Source organism: Streptomyces sp. yr375 (genome assembly GCF_900110755.1).
In the GTDB taxonomy this organism is placed as follows: Bacteria; Actinomycetota; Actinomycetes; order Streptomycetales; family Streptomycetaceae; genus Streptomyces.
This window is the reverse complement of the sequence record NZ_FOFF01000022.1, coordinates 1-22,431: the sequence shown is the minus strand read 5'-3', so window position 1 is coordinate 22,431 and position 22,431 is coordinate 1. Positions and strand designations below refer to the sequence as shown.

Annotated in this window: 13 protein-coding genes; 4 read left to right on the top strand and 9 right to left on the bottom strand. The window is 67.7% G+C overall.

Annotated features, from left to right (window positions below):
* Window positions 1-119 precede the first annotated feature (119 nt).
* From BMZ82_RS21835 to BMZ82_RS21815, 5 genes are all read right to left on the bottom strand, one after another.
* The gene (locus tag BMZ82_RS21835) at window positions 120-1,619 is read right to left on the bottom strand and encodes a bifunctional cytidylyltransferase/SDR family oxidoreductase (protein ID WP_093778317.1); all 1,500 of its coding nucleotides are present in this window, start codon (window positions 1,617-1,619) and stop codon (window positions 120-122) included.
* 532 nt (window positions 1,620-2,151) lie between these two features.
* A complete protein-coding gene (gene obgE / locus BMZ82_RS21830; RefSeq protein WP_093778315.1) occupies window positions 2,152-3,588 on the bottom strand; it encodes a GTPase ObgE in 1,437 nt (478 codons plus the stop codon).
* A 138-nt stretch (window positions 3,589-3,726) separates the two neighbouring features.
* Window positions 3,727-3,984, bottom strand: coding sequence for a 50S ribosomal protein L27 (gene rpmA / locus BMZ82_RS21825; protein ID WP_093778313.1), 258 nt, complete (start codon window positions 3,982-3,984; stop codon window positions 3,727-3,729).
* A gap of 14 nt (window positions 3,985-3,998) precedes the next feature.
* Window positions 3,999-4,319 (bottom strand): 50S ribosomal protein L21, encoded by a 321-nt coding sequence (gene rplU, locus BMZ82_RS21820; RefSeq protein ID WP_006374708.1) that lies wholly within the window; start codon window positions 4,317-4,319, stop codon window positions 3,999-4,001.
* Between the two features lie 221 nt (window positions 4,320-4,540).
* Window positions 4,541-5,152, bottom strand: a complete 612-nt coding sequence (locus BMZ82_RS21815) for a Uma2 family endonuclease (protein ID WP_371271279.1) — start codon at window positions 5,150-5,152, stop codon at window positions 4,541-4,543.
* A 925-nt stretch (window positions 5,153-6,077) separates the two neighbouring features.
* On the opposite strand from BMZ82_RS21815, the gene BMZ82_RS42740 reads away from it, so the two are divergent.
* The 3 genes from BMZ82_RS42740 (at window position 6,078) to BMZ82_RS21800 (ending at window position 6,994) form a co-directional block, all read left to right on the top strand.
* Entirely contained in the window at window positions 6,078-6,212 is a 135-nt protein-coding gene (locus BMZ82_RS42740) for a hypothetical protein (protein ID WP_371271276.1), read from the top strand.
* Window positions 6,213-6,290: 78 nt separating this feature from the next.
* Window positions 6,291-6,803 carry a DUF5753 domain-containing protein gene (locus BMZ82_RS42735; RefSeq protein WP_371271275.1) on the top strand — a complete coding sequence of 171 codons (513 nt, stop codon included), beginning with the start codon at window positions 6,291-6,293 and terminating at the stop codon, window positions 6,801-6,803.
* A gap of 11 nt (window positions 6,804-6,814) precedes the next feature.
* Window positions 6,815-6,994, top strand: coding sequence for a DUF397 domain-containing protein (locus BMZ82_RS21800; protein WP_093778309.1), 180 nt, complete (start codon window positions 6,815-6,817; stop codon window positions 6,992-6,994).
* Window positions 6,995-7,301: 307 nt separating this feature from the next.
* Here the strand turns inward: BMZ82_RS21800 and BMZ82_RS21795 are convergent, their stop codons facing one another.
* The 4 genes from BMZ82_RS21795 to BMZ82_RS21780 form a co-directional block, all read right to left on the bottom strand.
* Window positions 7,302-7,676, bottom strand: a complete 375-nt coding sequence (locus BMZ82_RS21795; RefSeq protein WP_143098890.1) for a hypothetical protein — start codon at window positions 7,674-7,676, stop codon at window positions 7,302-7,304.
* A 132-nt stretch (window positions 7,677-7,808) separates the two neighbouring features.
* Window positions 7,809-14,786, bottom strand: a complete 6,978-nt coding sequence (locus tag BMZ82_RS21790) for a polymorphic toxin-type HINT domain-containing protein (RefSeq protein ID WP_093778305.1) — start codon at window positions 14,784-14,786, stop codon at window positions 7,809-7,811.
* Between the two features lie 93 nt (window positions 14,787-14,879).
* Window positions 14,880-18,557: a LamG domain-containing protein gene (locus tag BMZ82_RS21785; protein ID WP_093778303.1), complete on the bottom strand. Its 3,678-nt coding sequence runs from the start codon at window positions 18,555-18,557 to the stop codon at window positions 14,880-14,882.
* Between the two features lie 65 nt (window positions 18,558-18,622).
* Window positions 18,623-20,041: an esterase gene (locus tag BMZ82_RS21780; protein WP_093778301.1), complete on the bottom strand. Its 1,419-nt coding sequence runs from the start codon at window positions 20,039-20,041 to the stop codon at window positions 18,623-18,625.
* 579 nt (window positions 20,042-20,620) lie between these two features.
* Here BMZ82_RS21780 and BMZ82_RS21775 point away from each other — a divergent pair.
* On the top strand, window positions 20,621-22,258 hold the full coding sequence (locus tag BMZ82_RS21775; protein ID WP_256252039.1) for a D-glucuronyl C5-epimerase family protein: 1,638 nt from the start codon (window positions 20,621-20,623) through the stop codon (window positions 22,256-22,258).
* The last annotated feature ends 173 nt before the right edge of the window (window positions 22,259-22,431 follow it).

Below are 22,431 nucleotides of genomic sequence, written 5' to 3'. Positions count from 1 at the left end.
GAAAATCCTTTGTGAAGATTTCGGGAGTTTTGCTGGAGTTTTACGATTCAGGCCTCTGTGAATTCTCCGTAAACAGGGAGTCACAGAGGCCTGAAAATTCGGTGGCTATTTGCGCTCGATTATGCCACGCCATCCTGTACGTCGAGGACGCCCGCCAGGGCCTGTTCGAAGCCGGAGGCCTTGCCCGCGGCGGCCGTCGGGTCCTGTTGGCGGACATCGATGACATGCCCCGTGAGTTCGGAAAGCAGCACGTCGAGCGAGGTGCGGGCGACCGCCTCGGAGGAGAGCAGGCTGCCCGCGGGCTCCTGTCCGAAGGCCTTGGTGCGCATCGGCGTGGCCGTCCGCTCCGGGTTCACGCAGTTCACCCGGATGCCGTCACCGGCCCACTCGTCGGACAGCGCCTGGGTGAGATTCACCATGGCCGCCTTGGTCGAGGAGTAGAGGCTGTACTCGGCGCGACCGCGCGTGTAGCTGCTCGATGTGTACAGCAGCAACTGCCCCTTCGTCTCGGCCAGGTACTTGTAAGCCGAACGCGCGATCTGCACCGGCGCAAGGTAGTTGACCTTCAGCGCTTCCTCGATGGTCGCGTTGTCGGTCTCGGCCAGTTTGCCGATGCGCAGGACGCCCGCGGTGTTGACGACGTAGTCGACGCGCCCGGTCTCGCTGTACGCCTTGGACAGCGCGTCGTCGACCTCCTCCGGGTTCTCCACGTGCGTGCCGGTGGTGGAGCGGCCCAGGGCGTAGACCTTGGCTCCGTAGGACCCGGCGAGTTCGGCGATGTCCTTGCCGATGCCGTACGAACCGCCGAAGACGACCACGGTCTTGCCGGTGAGCAGGTCGCGGTAGACCTCCTCGCCGTACGGCTCGGGCGTGGCGGTGGAGGCCAGTTGGAAGAGCTTGTCCGCGATGAAGACGTCGACGGGCTGGGTGACCTTCATGTTGTACTCGTCGCCCGCCACGACGTGGATCGGCACGTCCGGCAGGTAGCGCAGGACGACCGTGCAGTCGTCCGTGGCCTGGAAGTTGGGGTCGCCGGCGGCCACCTCGTAGGCCCGGCGGATGGTCGACAGCTTGAACGCCTGGGGGGTCTGACCGCGGCGCAGCCGGGAGCGGTCCGGGATCTCCGTGATGAACTCGCCGTCCTCACCGTGCGTGCGCGTGACGATGATGGTGTCCGCGGACGGGATGGCGACGTCCACCGCCTGGTACCGCTCCAGCGCGACCACGCAGTCGTCGATGACGCGCTGCGACAGCAGGGGGCGTACGGCGTCGTGGAAGAGGACGTTGAGATCCTCGCCGTCGGCCAGTCCCTCGCCCAGGGCGGCGATGGCGCGCTCGGTGGTCTCGTTCCGCGTGGAGCCGCCCTCGATGATCGCCCGGACCTTCTTGAACCCTGCCTTGGACACGATCTTCTCGACGTCGGGCACATAGCCCGGCGCCATCAGCACGATGATGTCGTCGACCGAGTCGGCCTTCTCGAAGGTCGTCAGGGTGTGCTCGATGACTGCCTTGCCGGCGATCTTCAGCAGTTGCTTGGGAATCGACAGGCCCACCCGCTGGCCGGTGCCACCGGCCAGGATCACTGCGGTGGTACGGGGCTTGGCTATGTGCTGGGACACGGAGGACCTACCTTGTGGCGACAGGGACGAAGAAAGGGTCCCACTTGCGGTTACCGCGATGCAAGGTGAGCGCCGTTCGCTGCAAATGTGCTCGCAACCTGGCATTCACCTTGCGTCGCCGGCGATTGCTAAGACATCGACGCGGCTTCCCCGGATGCTGCCTGGAAATCCTGTGAGTAACTGCACAGGGAGTCACGCATTGCCGAGAGTGACGAGCTGACTCTAGCGTCTGCCGACGCCCGCCAGCGCCGCCGCGGGCGTTTGAGCCACCCGTGTCAAGGTAGGAGTCTCGGCTCCGACCGCCGGTCCGGTATGAAGATCTGTACGTCCTATGAGGCGGCACCACGGCGGGACCGCACACGTTCTTCATATCGGGCAGCCGAATACCGCGGAATTCGCTGTCGGGGTTCCACGGTATTTCGGCGCGCACAGCGAGGAACAAAGAGGGACCCGCTGCGGCGCTGGCCGCAACGGGTCCGAAAGTGTGGCACTGGAGCTGTGGGACCGGAGCTGTCCGACTGAAGCCGTGGGGCTAGAAGGGCTCGAAGCCCTCGAACTCCTGGGTCGCCTCGTCGCGTTCGGCCTGCTTGTCGCGGCGGCGGGTGGTCGCGGGGCGCGGGGCCTCGAAGCGGTGGTCCTCGCCTCGGCGGCCGAGCATCTCGGCGCCGGCCGTGACCGACGGCTCCCAGTCGAAGACGACCGCGTTGTCCTCGGGGCCGATGGCCACGCCGTCGCCGCCGCGGGCGCCCGCCTTCATCAACGCGGCCTCCACACCGAGGCGGTTGAGCCGGTCGGCGAGGTAGCCGACGGCCTCGTCGTTGTTGAAGTCGGTCTGCCGCACCCAGCGTTCGGGCTTCTCGCCCCGGACGCGGAACAGGCCGTCCTCCTCCAGCGTGACGGTGAAGCCGGTGTCGTCGACCGCCTTCGGGCGGATGACGATCCGGGTCGCCTCCTCCTTCGGCTTGGCCGCGCGCGACGCGGCCACCATCTCGGCGATGGCGAAGGAGAGCTCCTTCAGACCCATGTGGGCGACGGCGGACACCTCGAAGACGCGGTAGCCGCGAGCCTCCAGCTCCGGCCGCACCATCTCCGCGAGGTCCTTGCCGTCCGGGACGTCGATCTTGTTCAGGACGACGAGGCGCGGACGGTTGCCGAGACCGCCGTACTGCTTGAGCTCCTCCTCGATCATGTCGAGGTCGGAGAGCGGGTCGCGCTCGGATTCGAGAGTCGCCGTGTCGAGGACGTGCACGAGGACGCTGCACCGCTCGACGTGGCGCAGGAACTCGAGGCCGAGGCCCTTGCCCTGGCTGGCGCCCGGGATCAGACCCGGCACGTCGGCGATCGTGTAGACGGTGGAGCCGGCCGTCACGACGCCCAGGTTCGGGACGAGGGTGGTGAACGGGTAGTCCGCGATCTTCGGCTTGGCGGCGGACAGCACGGAGATCAGCGACGACTTGCCGGCGCTCGGGTAGCCGACGAGGGCCACGTCGGCGACCGTCTTCAGCTCCATGACGATGTCGTGGAAGCCGCCGGGCTCGCCGAGCAGCGCGAAGCCGGGGGCCTTGCGGCGGGCCGAGGCCAGCGCCGCGTTGCCGAGGCCGCCGCGACCGCCCTGGGCGGCGACGTACGAGGTGCCGTGGCCGACCAGGTCCGCCAGCACGTTGCCGGCCTTGTCCTGGATGACGGTGCCGTCCGGGACCGGCAGGATCAGGTCCTGGCCGTCCTTGCCGGAGCGGTTGCCGCCCTCGCCGGGCTTGCCGTTGGTGGCGCTGCGGTGCGGCTTGTGGTGGTAGTCGAGGAGTGTGGTGATCGACTGGTCGACGACCAGGATCACATCGCCGCCGCGGCCGCCGTTGCCCCCGTCGGGGCCGCCGAGCGGCTTGAACTTCTCACGGTGGACGGAGGCACAGCCGTGGCCTCCGTTACCCGCGGCGACATGCAGTTCGACGCGGTCCACGAAGGTGGTCATGGGATGTGCCTCCAGTTACGTACAGAAAAGTCTTTGCAGGTGCAGCAAGGTGCTGCGCTATGAGAAACACGCGAAAGGCGGACCCGCTTCCCGTAGGGGAAGTGAGGTCCGCCTCGCGAAAGCTTCCGGTCAGGTGCCTCAGGCGGCGACCGGAACGATGTTCACGACCTTGCGGCCACGGTGGGTACCGAACTCCACCGCGCCGGCGTTCAGCGCGAACAGCGTGTCGTCGCCGCCACGGCCGACGCCCGCGCCGGGGTGGAAGTGGGTGCCACGCTGGCGGACCAGGATCTCACCAGCGTTGACGACCTGACCGCCGAAGCGCTTCACGCCGAGCCGCTGGGCATTGGAGTCGCGACCGTTCCGGGTGGACGATGCGCCCTTCTTGTGTGCCATCTCTCCTCAGTCCCTTACTTCGCAGCCGCGGGGATCTCAGTGACCTTGATCGCCGTGTACTGCTGGCGGTGGCCCTGACGACGGCGGTAACCGGTCTTGTTCTTGTAGCGAAGGATGTCGATCTTGACGCCCTTGTGGTGGTCCACGATCTCGGCCTGGACCTTGATGCCGGCCAGGACCCACGGGTCGCTGGTCACAGCGTCGCCGTCGACAACGAGCAGGGTCGAGAGCTCGACCGTGTCGCCAACCTTGGCGGTGGAAATCTTGTCAACCTCAACGATGTCGCCGACAGCAACCTTGTGCTGGCGACCACCGCTGCGCACGATGGCGTACAAAACGGATCTCACTCTCTCGCTCGGGACGGCATCCCCGCAGTCCAGCCACCCGGCAACAGACACGGACGGCCTCTCCCGACCACCGAGGTACCGGCACCCGGGAGGAAGAGGGTTTACGGGAATGTGGCATGTCACTCGACAGGCCGAGGGTCAAGGCTACGGGCCAGCCGTTCGGGGGTCAAACCGGGCCGAGCGGCCCGGCTTCCCTGTCTCCTCTGGCCTCACCGCTCCTCGCCCTCGGCACTCTCCTCTTCCGGGACGCCGAACGCGGACGTGTCGAGTTCGAAGTCGAACGGCGCGGGGATGCGCACGGGCCGCCCAAAGGGGACGTTGGTCCGGGACCGGCACCCCTTGGGAGACGGATCCCAGAGGACGTTGATCTCCCCGACCCGCATGTCGAGCAGCAGATACACAGGGACGACCCTCCCGTACGTCTCCATCTTGTCGAGCCAGTCGACGTCCTTGGCGGAGTCGGAGGTCAGCTCGGCGGCGAGGGAAAGGGCCGCGCCGTCGGCGTGACGGCCTTCGGCGTCGAAGGCGGATTCGTCGGCGACGTGCAGATCAGGCCCGTATCCCCGCTCAGACCCGGGGAAGGTGAAGAGGAAGGGGGCCACGTCCACGTCGTGCCCTTCCGGAGCATGCGGCTCCAACTGAATCCGGAGCGACTTCATGACCTTCTTGTAGCGCAGCTTCGACCACGGCGACACGACGATCTTCCCCCGGATGAGCTCGGCCTTGTAGCCGACAGGTGTGTCCAGCCCTTCGACGATCTGGAGCAGGTCCTCGAAGGCTCCGCTCGCAGGGGTGTCTATGGCTTGGGGGCGCTCGGTCATGACGGTCACCACGATCCTCCATTGACTACAGAGCGTGTCGCCTGAACCACGATAGCGCCGGGCTGTGACAGTCACCCGCCCCTCGACAACGCTCACCCACCGACCTCGCACCACAGAAGCTTCCCGCCGCCCCCGGAGGGGCCGCCGCCGAGCGGATACCCACCCCACGTCTCGGCGTAATGGCATACGAGAAAGAGCCCACGCCCACCCTCCGCTTCGGCGCCCGTCGGGACGGGGATGGCCCCGGACCGCTTGTCGAAGGGGGCGGGATATGGGGGTTCGCATCCCGGGCGCTCACCCGGAGCCGACTGCGACCGAGGCCGCGCAGGCGAAGGGTGGCGGGGCCGGTGGAGTGCCGGTAGGCGTTGGTGACGAGCTCGGCGGCCAACAGTTTGGCGGGGTACTGGAGTTGGAGCATGTCCTGCCCGGCAAGGACAGCCTGGAGGGTAACGCGTGCGATGCGGGCGCCATTGGGATCGTGGGGCAGTTGAAGCACGTACGCCCAAGTTGGAACCGCTTCGCACTCCGACGGGGATACGGTGACCATGAACGCCTCCTGTGGCGGGGGAAGTTGGCTCTTCGGTTCACTCGACGGCCCGACCGGGTGGCGGCAGTGCCGCGCACACGTGAAGTGCGGCGCGGTGCGCTTCCGGGTTATCGGCGGGGGCGGTTGAGCGGCCTGGGTCTCACCGCACAGTTCATGGGACTACATTCCATGAACTAACGGGAATGCAGCCCCATTACCTTCGCGTGCGCGGCTTGCACGAGGTACGTACGAATGGGAACTCGCAGCCGATGCCACAACCGAACCCCCTCCCCACCGCCCGGCGCCGACGCCTCGGGGTCGAACTGCGCAGGCTGCGCGAGCGAGCCGACCTTGTCCGCCACCCAGGCGGCAGCACTGGTCGGAGGCACGCAGTCGCGCGTGAGCAACATCGAAGCGGGATGCTGCGGAGTGAGCGCCGACCGTTTACGCACCATCGCCCGGCACTACGACTGCACCGACGAACCCCTGATCGAGGCCCTCACCACCCTGACCGGCGAACGCCGGCGCGGATGATGGGAGGAGTACCGGGACATCCTCTCCCCCCGCGTCCTGGATCTGACCGAAGTCGAACACCACGCCACCACACTGCGCGTGGCCCACGTCATCAACATCCCGGGCTTGCTGCAGACCCCCGACCACGCCCGCATCCTGTTCAACCACACGGTCCCGACCCTCAAGCCACACAAGATCGAGCACCGCGTCTCACACCGCATCAAACGCCAGGAAATCGCGCACCGCGAACAGCCCCCGCCCTACACAGCGATCATCCACGAAGCCGCACTCCGCATGCACTTCGGCGACCGCGCCACCGTTCATGCGCAGCTCCGCCACCTCAACGAGATCAGCGAACTGAACCACGTCACGATCACCGTCATCCCCTTCGAGAACGGCCCCTTCCACACCTCGGGGCAGGGCATCGACTACTTCCACGGCCCAGTACAGCAACTGGACACCGTCCAACTCGACACCGACCATGGCGCGGAACTCATCGACTCCCCCGCCCAATTGGAGCGCTACCGCCTGATCCTGGACCGCACCGCCAAGGCAGCCCTCCCCCCACCCGAGTCCCGCGACTTCATCTCCCAACTCACCCGAGACCTCTGAAGGAGCCGTCCATGCCAGAACTGCACTGGCAGAAGTCCACATACAGCCAGGAGGCCTCCGCCTGTGTCTACGTCACTGCCACCCGCGCCGCAACGGTTCTCCTCCGCGAAAGCGACGAACCGGAAACTATTCTTACCACCGATTCACGACCACTCGCCGCACTCATAACCATGCTGCGAGCACCCGCATAAACGAAATTGTCCAAGTCTGCGTGCGTTACGAAGCTGGCAGTGGCGCCATATGGTGAACCTTCGCAGCGCAATGCGGGTCTGCGTGAAAATGTCCGCCAAGACAGGCTCATCTCCCAATCTTTTGACGCGCCTTCGGTGCACGGCGAACAACCAGGAAAACAGCGATGAAAACACCCGGAAAGCGGAGGGCAACAAGGAGAGTTGGGCAACCTGTTCGGCAGAAGTCTTAGCCCCACCCGCCAATCAGACGGCGAGCGGGCTGAGCAAATCCCTGCACCTTCAAGGACAAGGACTACCAAGAGTTACGTCACAGTTCCCGGAATCCGACAGTCACTACCTCTGCCATCTCCTGCCTGTCCAGCCCGACAGTAATCTCCACTCTGTCGGCACCGACCGGAAGCCGCAAATAGGACGTGTCACCAACAATATCCGAGACCTCGAGTGTTCGGGTCGGGCACGCAATGATTCCAGAGAATGCGACCGCTTCTTCTTCCACAGCCAGATCCTTGCCGATTCGTACCCGCACCTGCCCGAAATCCCCATGGAGAACCGCAACGGTCACACAGGTTTCATTGGCCGAGACAGGTCGATTATCCGGATCTGCATCCGGGATATCCTCATCGCCGCCCACTGCTTCGATCTTTAGAATTCCCCAGGGCACGTTCGCCAGAAATTCATCCATCTGTACTTCATCCTCTCCAGAGATTGGGCCACGACGCGAGTCGGAGAATCTCTCCTACACCTACTAAATGGACGTCAGGCGGCTCGCACTCTCTGCCGTATCATCGACAGGAAGCGCGAGCCGCCCCAAAACCTAAAAGTCCGTGTATGGATTAATCTTATCGCGCTTCATTTGCGCTGCTGCTCTCCCCTGGTTGCCACTGCATACCATACACTGAGGGAAAAGCTGCTGCTCAACACTGGGGTCTACAAACGTCGAGACCGGTTGATGGTCCTTGACCCATGTTCCCGAAGGATACCCGGATCTGTTCGTCCCACATGTATGACACCCGTAGGTATTTCCATTCACGTTTGTCTGGTCGATTTCAGCCTGCGTCCAAGAGCGGCCCTGATTGCGTGCTGGAATCGTCCCTCCGGCATGCTCTCCGGGATAGAAGAGCTTGCACGCATCTCCATACCCGCCCTTCTTTCCACCGATGTTGTGAACAAGGACCGGCGTATCCCCCGCCAGCACATAGTACGTGTGCAGGTCGCTCACAGTCAGGTTGTGGACCGTCGACTGCTGGGTCCAGCGTTGGATCGCGGTGATCTGGACGAGCGGGCCTGTCGAGGTGCGGAGCCGTTCGCCTGGCTTGAGGTCTGTCGCGTCGATCCACTCACGCAATTCGGGAACCCAGAACGGGTGGCCGTCGGTCGCGGTGACCGATGCGGTCTTCGGGCCCTTGTCGCCATCGGTGTCGATGGTGACCTTGACCAGGTGCTTGGTTCCCTTGCCCTTGATCTCCGCAGTGACCGTCTGGACCTCGGTCTTACCCGTCTCCGGGTCGGTGGCGATGACGCGGTCGCCTATGTCGATGTCCTCGATCGACTTCTGACTTCCGTCAGCCATCAGGACTTTCGTCTTCGGGATGAAGCTGTTGCATTTCGCGCCTGCTTCGACTGCTGCTTCAGCCTCTTTCTCGGCCTTCTTCGCCAGCTTGCTGGACTTGTACCAGTCCTTGGCCGCGGAGGTCAGCTTGCGGCCAAGGCCCCAGATCCGCTTGGCGAGGGCCTCTCCCTTGGCCCACTTAAATGAGAGCGCGTACTTTCCTGCCAGCTTGCCCACCAGGCCTCCGGCGAAGCTGGTGGCGATGTTGAACGCCGTCGCCCCGCAGGCGCCCAGGTTGCCGGTGGTGAAGCAGTCCAGCCCGTCCGTGATGCCGAGTTCGTCCATCGCGATCTTGGCGAGTTCCCTGGCCGCTGACTTCACGCGTTGCTTGGCGGCGTCCGCCTGCGTCCGGGCATCCTCCGCCTTCTCCTCGGCGACGGTCCTCGTGCTGCCGCTGCTGTTGCTGCTGGGAAGGCCACCGGTGCCACCGGTGGACCCACTGGGGACAAACGACGAACCGGGTCCGCAATCGCTCCAGCCTCCCACGCAGTCCGCGAGCCTCAGTCCCGTCGCGTCGACGAAGGCCACGGGGTTGTTGTTGGCGTATGAGTAGCCGTTGATCTGCTGCGGGTCGGAGAAGTCGATGATCGGGTCGGCTGAGATGAACCGGCCGTTCTCCGCTTCGTACTCACGGGCGCCGATGTTGACCAGGCCGGTCGACTCGTCGACGGTCTTGCCGAGGAAGCCCTTGTCGTTGACCCAGGTCTTGCCGTCGTCGCCCCGCTCGTTGCCGTAGGGATCCATGCGGCGGCGGGTGGTCTCACCCGTGGCCGCGTCGATGGCTGTCTCGGCCGTGCCGTGCGAGTCGGAGGACAGGAACTGGACTCCGCTCGCCGTGCGCATCGCGACGGTGAGGGCGCCGAAGGTGTAGTACCGGGTGCCGGTGACCGCCTTCGTCGTGGGGTTGAGGCGCAGTTCCATGCCCGGCAGGTACAGCGTCTTCTCGCCGCCGACGTTGCGCAGCAGGCGCTGGCCCGAGGCGTCGTACACGTAGTCCGTCGTCTTGGCGCCGGTGACCTTGGCGAGCTTGCCCTGCGCGTTCCAGTCCAGGGTCTGGGTGTTGCCGCTCAGGGCACGTGCGGTCGTGTTGCCCGTGCTGTCGTACTTGTACGTGTCCTGGGACTTGACCTGCGGGTTGCCCTGGTAGGCCGGGGTGAGCGTCTCGACCTTGGTGAGGGCGTGCGGGCCGCCGTCGCCGGCTTCGCCCGCTGTGCCGTCCTGGTCGGCGTCACCGTAGGAGTAGGTGCGGGTGACGTCCGGTGTGGCGGTCGTGCCGAAGCCGTGGGCCGTCTCCTTCTTGCGGTTGCCCGTCACGTCGTCGAACTGGTACGAGCGCCAGTACGGGGCCGGGCCGCCGACGGAGGACGCCGAAGGCGTCGCGGAGCACGCCGCGTTCGTGCCGCCGGTGCCGATCGCGCTGTCCGGTGTCGTCGTGCTCGTCCATGCCTCGGTCATCCGGCGCTGGTAGTCGTACTGGAAGCACTGGGCGTCCGTCTGGCCACCGGTCGGCTTGTCCGTGATCGACGTGACGTTGCCGACCTGGTCGTAGGTGTAGCGGGCGTCGTAGGTGACCGCCGTGGCGCCTTCGCGGTCGACGCGTGAGCTCGTCAGGCGGTTGGTGCCGCGCTCGTAGCCGTAGGTGAGCCAGGACTTCTTCGCCCCGTCGGTGTTGCTGTTCAGTTCCAGTTGTTTGAGCTGGCTGGTGTTGGAGTAGCTGGCCAGGTTGACGATCGTGTTGTTGTCGAACGTCGAGCCGTAGGCGCTGTGCAGTGCTGTCTGGCGCTGAAGCCCGTCGTACTCGGGGAACAGGCCCTCCGACGACAGCCCTCCGGCCGCCGGCATCCTCGTGGACTGGACGGTTCCGTCGGTGTTGTAGGCCGTGTTGTAGTCGTACGTGCCGCCCAGCTCCGGTTCGGCCGTCTTGGACACCGAGTAGCGGACGGTCAGGGGCTGGTAGCTGGTGTCGAGTTGGGTGACCAGTCTGGCGGCGTAGACCGAGCCGTTCACGTACGTGTACGTGCCGTAGGCCTCTCCCTTCGCCACCACGTCGTAGTTGAAGGCACTCAACTGCTTGCCGGTGGTGGGCTCGCCCTCCCAGGTGGCCGTGGTGCGGCCGAGCTTGTCGTAGACCGTGGAGGTCTTCTTGCCACGGGAGTCCGTGGTCGACGTCAGCCGGTCCAGGATGTCGTAGGCGAAGTCGGTGTGGCCCGTGTCGGGGTCGTCGGAGCCGGTCTTGCGGCCGCGCTTGTCGTAGGCGTAGGACCAAAGGTTTCCGCTGCCGTCCTTCACCGTCCCCAGCAGGCCGGCCTTGTTGTACGTGTACTTGGTGGAGACGTAGTCCGCCGAGGTGCCGGTGGGCAGCGGGGCGCTGCCCTTGTACTGGCGTATCTCCGTCGTCTGGCCGCGGCCGTCGGTGATCGTCGTGGTCGGGGCCTGGCCGTTCGGCGGGTCGGTGTGGACGCGGTCGCCGCCGTACGCGTACGTGGTCCGCCACCGCTCGTCGCCGGCCACCGCGAAGATGTCGGCGGTCTTGCGGCCCGCGCCGTCGTACTGCGTCAGGTTCTGGCTGTCGACGTCACCGTTGACCACCGCGAAGGGCGTACCGCTGGGGGCGCCGGTCGTGTAGTAGTCGCCGTTGGTCTTCACGACGCGGCCGAGACCGTCGTAGAAGGTGTCCGCGATCATGCGGCCGCTGTTCGGGCCCTCGGTCTGGACCTGGATCGGGCGCAGGTTGCCGTCGTACAGGGTGTACTCGGGAACCCCGTACGTCGCGCCCCTCTGGATCTTCTGCGTCGTCACGACGGACGGCCCGTCCTTGCGGACGGTGTACGCGTACTTGATGCTCGGATCGGAGTTCGTCTTCGGCAGGTCCGGGAGCCAGACATTGGTGAGGCGGCCCAGGCCGTCGTAGTCGAAGTCGGTGCGCCTGCCGTTGGGGTCGGTCTGGCCCGTCGGGCTGCCCCAGGCCGGGTTGTAGTCGGTCGAGGTCTGCCAGCCCAGCGTGTTCGTCTCGACCTTCTTGGTGGCCAGGCCGTTGGTGTCCGTGTAGACCATCGAGGTCTCGGTGCCAGCGGCGTCCTTCACCTTCAGCGGGCGGCCGTAGGCGTCGAAGTCGGCGGGGGCGAGGTCGGTGATCGTCTCGTAGACGGGGGTGTTGTCGACCGTCAGCGAGGCGAGGCGCTGGACCTTGGTGGTGTCGCCCTTCGTCGGGCCGGTGCCGAGGGCCTGGCCGTCGTAGAAGGTGAGGTCGTCGGAGAGCGTCTCCTTGCCGTGGTTGGCGGTGTCGGAGCAGGTGGTCGCCGTGGTGTGCACCCGGTACGGGAACGCCAGCATGTTGTTGGCGGCGTTGTCCGCGTAGTACGTGAGGGTGCACCGGTTGTCGGTGTCGTCGCCGTCGACTCCGAGGTCGTCGACCTTGGTCGCCCGGCCCGTGACGGTGTCGTAGGTGTTGGCGCTCTTCGTCACCCGCCACTTGGGGCTCTGCGCGGTGTAACCCTCCAGGGCGGTGTAGCTGTTGGTGTCCTTCGGGCGCAGGTACCAGGACTCGGTCGTGCCCCAGTCCTGCTTGCGGGAGCCGGTGCGCTGGGTCCAGGGGGTGCTGATGCTCTTGGAGACGATCGCGTCCGCGCTGAAGGAGCCGTTGTACGTGGTCGTCTCCAGTTCGAAACCGGAGAGGTGGTCGGCGTCCGTGTACGTGGTGCCGGTCGAGTCCTTGAGCGTCTCGGTGCGGGTGCCGCCCGCCGCCGTCGCGTCTCCGTCGAGACCGCGGAAGAACGCGTGCTCGGTACGGGTGTTGTCGGCCGCGGCAACGCCGCCCTCCGAGCCCGTCACCCGCACCTTGGCGTAGCCGCGCCAGTCGCCCCACGTCAGGTACTTCGCCTCGGTGATGCCGTCCGCGCGGGACTTCCGCCAGCCGGCGTCGCCGATGTAGTCGTACGACGTGGACATGTCCGGGGTGCCGCCGACCAGGTCGGTCTGGGTGACCATGCTGACGACGTACTTGTGGAACCAGTCGGTGATCGGCTCCTCGACGCCCGGCGGATTCCACTTCACCGGGTAGCAGCGCTTGGTGGACTCGCCCTCCTTCGGCAGCGCGGCGGCCGAGCAGTCGGCGGGGGCGTAGACGACGCTGAGCTGGCCGCCCGACTCGTTGAGCACGCCGGACAGGCGGAACCGGTTCATCGCCTGGATGTTGTCGCCCGCGACATCGACGCGGTTGGGCAGTTGGCTGCCGTACAGCTCGATGGACGGCATCGCCGTCGCCGTGCCGACCCGGCCCTCGTGGTCGATGTTCTTCAGCCACAGGGACTTCGAGCCGTCACCGTTGTCCGTGAAGACGTGGGTCAGCTTCCAGTGGTCGACGTCGGAGTAGCCGGTGCCCGACCGGGTCTGCGTCGTGACGGACGACAGCTTCTTGCGCGTCCAGAAGGTCGGGGAGTTCTGGCCCTCGCACTTCGTGTTGACGGCGCAGTTCTGGTCCCACGGGACGTCGGGCCAGCGGGTGGCCGTGGCGGCGGTCAGGTCGCCCGGCTCGCAGTCGGCGGCCGCGTCGAGGCAGCGCTCGTCCGTCGCGAAGACCACGCGGGCCGGTGCCGCGGTGGTGTACACCTGACCGTCGCGCTGTCCGTAGTCCGCGCGCGCGAGGTAGCCGCCGCGGACGTAGGGCTTGCCGTTCTCCGTGTACTTCAGGTTCTGCGAGTAGTAGTTGGTCTCCTTGCCGTAGTAGAAGGACATCACGTTGCCGCGGGGTGCCTTCACGTAGGAGAGGTTCCAGCGCCAGGCCTGGGTGCAGTACGAGGCGTCGAACGTGGACGCGTGACAGGGCTCGCCCGTGTCGTCGCCGTAGACGGGGACGGTCCAGGTCGAGTTGGTCGTCGGGTCCGGGTCCACCGTGCCGGTGGTCGCCGGGTCGTCGGCGCGCCAGCCCGGGAGGCGGTCCAGGCCGAAGTAGTACTCGGTGCCGTCGGTGGTCGTCAGGCGCCAGTACTCGCCGTCGTTGTCACCGTTGGTCGCGCCGGTGACCTTCTCGATCTTCGAGTTGTCGTCGTTGGAGAGCTGCCACTGGCCGGTGGCGTCGTCCTTGACGATCTCGCCGGAGGTGCCGCCGGCCAGCGTGACCGTGGCGTTGTCGAACGCCCAGCACTGGTCGCCGTTGGCCTTGGCCTGGCCGTCCTGGGAGCACGGCTTGTAGCGGCGCTCGATGTAGCCGGGCTCGTAGCCGAAGCCCTCGCCGGCCCAGGAGCCCTGGGAGTTGGTGGCCGCCGTCTGGCCGTCGACGGACTGCGAGGTGTAGCCGAGGCTGACCGAGGGGGCGAGTCCGCCCGGGACCGGCGGGGTCCGCATCGGGTACGACCAGTTGAACGCGCCGGAGGAGTTGGAGACGCTCCACTCCGACGACGCCTGGAGCGAGGTGGCCCCGTAGTTGCCCTGGTCGCCGGAGCTGCCCGCGGTGGCGGCGAGGAGCGTGACGGCGGCGCCGGTGGTCGCCGCCTTCAGGGTCTGGGTGGTGACGCCGGTCCGGTCGGGAGCGGCGTCCACCGTGGTGGTCAGGGTCTGGGCCGCCACGGAGTTGGCGCTCTTCAACTCACGCGGAGTGGAGCATTCCTTCTTCTGCGGGGTGGTGAGGAGGCACTCCGGGTACTGCACGAAGCGCAAGCGGGAGCCGTAGCTGCCGCCGTACGCGCCGGCGAAGCCGGAGTAGTCGAGCTGGACCTTGGCCTGGCCGGCCGCGTCCACGCCGTCGGTGCGGGCGACCTTCAGAAGCACGCCGTCCACGCCTGCGGCGAGCGCCTTCTTGTGGTCGACGACCTCGACGGCCAGCTCGTCCGGTCCGGAGGCGGTGGGGCTGGCTGCCTTCAGGGGCAGGCCCTTGAGCTGCGCGAGCTTGGTGGAGACCGCCGTCTCGGCGCGGCCCGGCTTGGGCCAGGTCACCTTCGCCGGGTCGGTGACCACGGCGGAGTCGACCGGGTTCTTCTTCGGCTTCTCGGCCTTCGCGTCGGTGCCGCGGGCCGGGTCGCCGTCTTGTTGTGTTCCTGGTTTTCCCAGGCCTTTGGCCTCGGCCTGGGGCGCGTACTGCGGCAGGAGGCCGATCGCGACCGTCAGGCCGAGGACGGCCGCCGCCCGGCGTCGCACTGTGTGGTTCCAGAGCGCCGGACGGGGTCTCCACCACGCGGGCGTGGACATGGTTGCTCCCGTGAAGAACGGAGTGGACAAGGGATAAGGGAGTAGAGGCCGTGGTGGCGGGGCGGTTACACCGCCACCACGGCTGCGGTCCTGCTAGGAGGTCGTGTCGGCTTCGGCAGCGCGCGCGGCCTGACCTTGGTCGACGACGCCCTGATAGGCGCTGACTTCGTCAAGTGCGCCCGAGAAGTAGTCACTTCCCGTGGCACCGGTCATGGAGCGGCCCACTTGGACGCTCACGGTGGAGAGATCCCAGGTGTTCGGCCACAGGGTCTGCGCACCGGTCAGTTCGCCATTGACGTAGAGCCTCACTTCGCCGAAGACGGCGTCGTAGGCCACCAACAGGTGGTCGCCGGCACCCGCCACGGACGGCAGCGGCGCCGCCTTGGGCAGGGAGGCGGTCACCGTGGTCGCGTCGGTGGCGTCCCGGTCGGTCACCGCCAACTGCCAGCGCTCCGCGGCCTTCGAATACCTCACGACCGCTGCCTGCCCCTGTGTCCCGGCCAGCGAGAACACCGTCTGGTCCTTGCCCGGCGCGGGCGAGGCCAGCCGGGCCCGGGCCGCGACGGCGAAGCTGCCCTGGGCGGCGAACAGTCCCGGGCCGCGCTGCGCGAAACCGCTCGTGCCGTCGAGCTGAAGGTGTCCGTCGCCCTTCATCGGCTGGGCCGGAACCGTCGTGCACGTCGGGTCGAGCTCGTCGCACACGTTGTCCGTTACGCGGTACACGGACGCACCGCCGGACAGCGCCAGCCCTTCCGTGCCACCGGACTCCGGGGACACACCGTTCGTCGCGTCGTCGAGCGGCCAGTAGGCGAGCTGCTCGGGCGGCGAGTCGCTCACTTCCGCCAGTTCCGATTCGGACAGCAGCCGGTCGTACACCTGCACCGACGACAGTGATCCCTTGAGCTGCCCCGTGTAGCCCGACAGCGTCAGGGAACGGCCCATCTGCAGCCCGCCCGTGGCGTTCCAGGACGTACGACGCTGCACGGGCGCCGCGGCAGCCTTGCCGCCCTTGTAGAGGCGCAGCGTGTGCAGGTCCGCGTCGTAGACGGCGACCAGGTGGACCCAGAGGCCGGCGACCGCCTTCGTGTCGTCCAGCACGCGCCACTCGCCGGGCGAGTCGATTCCGGAGGCGGGGAAGCGGAACTCCCACTTCTGGGACACCCCGTCGTAGCCGAGCACGAAGCCGGGCTCCGCCGTACCGTCCTGGCTGACCAGTGTCATGTCACGGGTGGGCAGGGCGGGCAGGTAGGCCCAGGTCGCGACCGAGAAGGACTTGGCCGAGTCCACCACCGGGTTCGGCGTGGACAGGTGAGCGCCCTGCGATCCGTCGAAGGAGGCCGCGACCTTCTCCTTCCTGTCGCCGAGGTTCGTCGCTCCGAAGGTGACCCCGGCGCCCTTGGCGGCCGAGGGGTCTCCCGTTCTTCCCGCCGCGGCGGTCGCGGTGGCCTGGTCGTCCAGCCGCCACGCGGCCTTCGGTGCCCGTCCGCCTGCGACGATGAAGAGATAGCCGCCCGGGTTCTGTGCCGACTTGCCCGCCGCGTCGACCGCCGTGACCGTCAGGCTGCGCGGACCGGACCTGGACGGGGCCCACCGCAGCGTCCCCGGCCGCCCCGTGCCCGACTGGGCGGACACGGAGCCGCTCGTGCCGTCCTCGAACTCGTAGCGGTAGGACACGACATCGGTCGAGGTCGTCGTGAACGTGAAGGTGCCGTAGTCGCCGACACCCGTGTGTGCGATGTCGTCGTCCGGGTACTCCGGTGACGTCACCGTAGGGGCGGCCGGTGTCGTCTTGTCGATGACGAACTCACATGCCTGGGGCGATGTGCTGCTCCAAGGGCCCCACCCCTGGCCGTCCCCGCCCCGGACCTGCCAGGCGTAGACGACGTTCTCCTGAAGGGTGAAGGTCTGGGGGGCGCTGTAGGTCCCCGTCAGCCCCGCCTTCGCGGAGAACCTCGCCATCCCGGTCTGGCTGTCCGCCGGATCCGAGTACGAGGTCTTCGGAGCCGTGCGGAACGGCTCTGACACCTGCGTCCAGGTGCCCGTCGTCGCGTCCTGCTTCGACAGGACGAACTGGGCGCTCAGCGTCTCGGCCAGCCCGGCGACGTCGTTGTGGTCGTAGTCGCGGACGACCGCCGTCATCGTCGGCACGGTGTCGAGGAAGGGTCGCCCCGCCCCGGTCACGCACTTGCCGCCGGGCGAGATGCTCATCTCGGCCTTGGACGGCTGCGGGGGAAGGCGGTTGTACTTGACCTCCAGTTGGCCGTTTCCGCAGAAGCGGTTCCAGTAGGCGTAGCTCGACTCGTCGGAGGCCGCCAGGCGGAACGTGGTCGTCGCCCAGTCGCTGTCCGCGGCCTGCTGGACCGCGGAGGTCACGTTGAAGCGGAGGTTCTGGTTCGTCGCGGTGCAGGCTCCGGCCCGGGCCGTCGTGGAGGCGGACGCGACCGTCTGCTTGGGAGAAGGCTGGTTGTCCCAGTTGGTCGCGGAACCTATCGCGGCTCCGCCCGTGCTGTTGACGCGCGACAGGACCACCGGGCGCGCGGTGTCGTTGTAGGCGTTCGCGAGGGTGATCGCGAAGTCCGCGTCGATGATGTCCTTGCCGGCGAGCGTCCCGGTCGGGATGGCGTAGAACTGACGCTTTCTGTCGTCGCTGCTCGCGCACAGCGCGGAGGTGTCTGCGGGGCAGCGGCCGACCCCCTCGTGGCCGGAGAACTTCCAGAACTCCGCGGTGGAGAAGTGGGAGGAGACCATGGTCCAGCCGGAGCGGGTGTAGGTCTTGGTCACCGGGTCGATGTAGAGCGGGAACGTCGCCGACTTCAGCAGCTTCCGGTCCGGGGTGAGCACCATCGCGCCACCGCGGAGGCCGAGCTTCACGGGGGCGATGCGCGAGCCCTCCCCGGGTCCTTCGGTCAGATCCTCGCCGCGGCCACGCGCCGGGGCGGCCTTCGCGCCGCCCGAGCTCAGACTGCGCTGAGTACCCGACGTGCCCGACGTACTCGATATGCCCGCCGAGTCCCACATCTGGGGCTGCGCCGCCTCGAACACCGGGCCGTCCGACCCGTCGTCCACGGCGACGAGCCCGCCCCCGGCCTGGGTCTGAAGCGTCACGCCCCGAGTCGTGACCGGCAGGTTGATCTCCGCCAGCCGCGGATCGGCCGCCGCCTCGGCGGTCTTGACCACGAGGAGGTGCGAGAAGCCGTCCACGTCGGCGGTGACGGTCAGGTCCACGCCGGGGAGCACGTCGGCGAACGTGGCCGTGCTGCCCTCGATCGTCGGCTCGGGGAGCACGTCCGGCCCCGGCCAGCTCAGCGACATCCGTCTGCCGGCCCGGTCCAGCGTCGCGAACGGGCCCTCGCCCCCGTTCGAGATGGCCATGTCGGCGGTCGACGCCTTCGGCGCCCAGGCCCCGCCGGGCTGCTGGACGAGCGTGGTGTCGAGCGCCGCCCACGTGCCGTTCTTGAACACCCGCACGGGCTGGACGTACTCCCGGAGCGTGAAGGTGCCGTCCGGGTTGGCGAGGGTCTCGCTGCGCTCGGTGCGCAGGTTGACGGCCTCCACCTGCTTCCCGGACGCGGTGGCCTCCGTCTGGGCCGCCTCTTCGGACAGTGCCTTGCCGTCGCCGGACGCCTCACTCGACGTGGCGGCGACCGCTTCCTTCGTCGTCATCGGCCCGCTCGCGGGCACTCCGACCAGTCCTGCCGTGAGCACCGCCCCCGCCGTCACGGTCACGACCGCCCCGCGCGCCAGACTCCGGCGCCGCTTGAGAGCGAACACCTCTGAACTCCCCACCCTTGATCTCACCTGCTCGTCCCCGATGTACTCGTCCCGCCCCAGCCGTCTCAGCGGACCACCGCGCCGAAGGCTCCGGCCCCGGCCGGGATCCCGCCCTCACCGGGCTTCCAGGTCTGGCCGGGCGCGCCCCCCGATGCCACGGTCCACGCGTAGCCGTAGACGGCCCGGCCCGCCGTCGGCCCGTACGGCAGCCCGACGTACAGCAGCGGGCCGCCGGTGCCGACGCTCATGCCCGCGAACTGCCGGGGCGCGGCGGCGACCGGAATCCCGCTTCCCGGCTGCAGCCAACTGTCCGAAGCCCCTGCGGCACCCAGCATCGGGAAGATCTGCACGCCTCCCGCGTCCTGAGCCGCGGCGGCCGTCTCCTCGCCCGGGACACCGACCGCCACCCGCATGGTCGTCGCCGTGCCGACCACGCTCTGGTCGGTGTTGGCGGCGGCGACGCGCTGGCCGAAGTAGTCGCTCTCCTCGGCCGTCTCGTCGACGTCGACGGTGTCCTGGGTGATCCACTGCGTCTGGGTCACGGTCCCCGCCTCGGCGATCTGGAGCAGTTGGACCGCCCCTGCGTCGGCCTTCGTGCCGACGTCCTCGTTCGGGACGCCGACCGCCACCAGCGAGTCGGTGGTCGCGGTGGCTCCCGAGGGCCGGTAGGGGGCGACGGCCACGGAGGTGCCGAAACCGTCGCCGGTCTCGGCCGTCCGGTCCGTGGTTCCGGTGCCGTCCTGCCCGATGCCGAAGAGCGGCTGCGGGATGTTGTCGGTGGTGAGGGAGGGCCTGAAGGCGATGACCCCGCCCGCCTGGTCGGCGGAGTCGATCGCCGCTCCCGGGGTGCCCACCACGAAGTGGCGGGTGGTCGCGGCCACCGACCACCCGAACCGGTTGCCGGCCGCGGCGTCGTGCCAGACATCGGGGCTGTTCTGGTGGAACGTGGTGACCGACGGCGTCACCCCGTACGCGTACGCCGCGAACCCCATGTCCGTGAGCCCCGAGCTGTCCTCGCCCGGTACGCCGATGACGAGGAAGGGCACCCCGGTCGTCGAGACGCCTGCGGCGACCGAGTAGCCGACCCAGTCCTCGGCCTCGTAGGTGTTGGACATGTTGCCGTCGGCTCCCTGCCGGAAGCCGAGGCTCGCGGTGGTTCCCTGGCCGAGGCCCGTCGGCGAGCCGTAGACGAGCTGCACGAGCCCAGCGTCCTGGACCGCCGCGACGTCCTCGTACGGCATCCCGACAGCGATGTCACTGCAGCCGTCGAGGTCGGCGTCGTACACCGCGAGCGAGAAGCCGAACCGGTCGCCCGGCTCGGCGGCGTCGGAGATGTTCGCGGTGTCCTGGGAGAGGGTCGTCACGCCCTTGCCGCCGCCGAGGACGATCTGGATCGCGCCCGCCGCCTCCTGGCCCGACACCGTCGCCTGCGGGTCGGCGATCGCCGTGTCCCGTACGCCGTCGCCGTTGAAGTCGGAGTCCACACCGCCGGTGCATCCGGCCGCGTAGGCGGAAGTCGAAGGAACGATTCCGCACACGCCCGACAGGAGAAGTGCCGCCGATACGACGCCGACGACCCTTCGCCTCCGGCCCATCCTCAAGCCCATTCCCACCCCGGACACCAAAAGTCACCGCCCCCGAACAGCCAGTTAAACGACCTCGATCCTTTACCGGCTCTTGATCTCGCGCAAGGCGCATTTGTCCGACATCGGCATATCTGCCTGATCACAGTCCCGTTACAGAAACCCCTTACTCCTCGCCCAATGTCCGCCAGTGCGCCGATATGCCCCAATAACCCCTCCACCCCCTTCAGTTGAACTTCTCTTGACCATCACAGAAACCCGTAGATCTCACATAAGATCCACCGATCCACATAGGCATCGATCAAGATCATCTGCGGATGATCTGCGGATCACCGGCGATCACCGCCGATCAACACCCTTGGGGGGACCAGAGTCATGGCTGGAAAGAGGCGTGCCGAAATCGGGCGGAGACGGTTTATTCGGCTGGCCGGTGGTGGTGCTGCCGGGGCCGCGGTCGTGGGGGGCGGGGCCGTCACCGCGATGGCGACCGGGGTGTTCGAGTCGCCGACGCCGACCGATCCGTTCGCCAACATGCCACGGTCGATCGCGCTGAGCCTGCCGTCCGGCACGAGCGGCGAGGCACTCCCCGTGCCGCCGCTGCCGGACCCCCTCGAGGGCGGCAGTGTCAGCGCGCCCAGCGCCGGTACGCGCATCCCGTACACGGGTGGCACGCCGACCGAGACGGACGTCCCGACCAGCCTGCCGTTCGAGTTCAAGAAGGACGGCTTCCAGATCGTCCCGGATCTGCCGGAGCCCCTGCGGCCCTGGCGCAACCGGCCCACGACCTGGGCGAACGCCAACCTCTCCTCGGGTACGTACCACCTCAACGCCGACGGCGTGTACATGAAGTTCACCGAGGACGGGAAGTCGTACGACCACCCCGTGGGCCAGATCCAGTTCGGCCTCGGCTGCATCACCAGCTACCGCGTCGAGACCGACCCGACCCGAAAGGCCCTGTTCCTCCAGCGCGCCAAGGCGCAGGCCGACCGGCTGATCGCCAAGCGCGTCGAGACGCGCGGCGCCTGGTACTTCCCGTACCCGTTCGACTTCACCCACGCCGAGCACAGCGGTGTCGCCTACAAGGCTCCCTGGTACTCCGGCATGGCGCAGGGCGAGGCGATCAGCCTCTTCGCCCAGCTCGCCGCGTTGGAGGACGGGCTCAGCGCCGACGACCGGGCGCTGTACCGAACGGCCGCCGACGGCGCGTTCGCCTCGCTGCTGCGCGCCGACAACGCGAACCCGTGGGTGGTGAACCGGGACAAGGCCGGTTACCTGTGGATCCAGGAGTACCCGTTCAAGACGGCCGGCACCGGCGACTACACGTACAACGGCATGATCTTCGCCATGTTCGGCATCTGGGACTACTTCCGGCTGACCGGCAACGAGCTCGCCGCCCAGTTGTACGACGGCGCGTGCACGACGATCGCCCGGTACTTCGCCCTGCTGCGCAACCCGCGCTGGTTCTCGTACTACTGCCAGACGCACCGGATCCCGGCGAACACGTATCACCACCACCACATCGCGCTGTGGCAGCAGTTGCACTGGCAGACCAACAGCGTCGTCTTCGCGCACCAGTTGGACATGCTGATCGACGACGTCCCGCCGGGCGTGAAGTCGGGCTCGGTGATCGCCATCGCCGCCGGCACGCACACCCTCTACAAGCTGGACACCAATGCCGACGGCGGCTGGGTGAAGGCCAAGGCGGACAAGATCCTCAGCTCGAAGAAGGTCGTCTTCGCGCGGGCCACCCAGGCGCCGATCGACGTGCGGCGGCGCATCCAGGGCGCGGGCGTCTGGTACCGGATCAGCGCCGGTGCGTACAAGGGGTACTGGGTCGGCGAGGCCTACCCGAAGGTGTTCCTGCGCGGTGAGTTCCTGACCGTCGCCTACCAGGTGCCGCGCACGCTCACGATCGCCGCGAACGCCTCCGTCGAGGCGATCAGCTTCGGTGCCAACGGCGTCGCCGGCACGCTCAAGACGCTGAAGTACACCGAGCCGCGCACGCTCCAGTTCGACCGCAGGGCGGTCGTGAACGGGCGGCAGATGGTGCGGATCACCACGGAGGAGTTCGCCGGGTACTGGATTCCGGCCAACCAGGTCACCACCGACGGGCACTGAACGGGCACGGAACGGGCACTGAGCACAGCCGTTTCGCGGGCAGGGGTCGCCGGGCGTCAGGCCGGCGGCCCCTCCCCCGCATGCTCGCCAGGCGTAGCCAGACACCGGAAGGCGGAGGGACTGGGCCTGGGCGGTGAAGCGGCTATCTCAACCGCATCGACTACGGTCTGCGC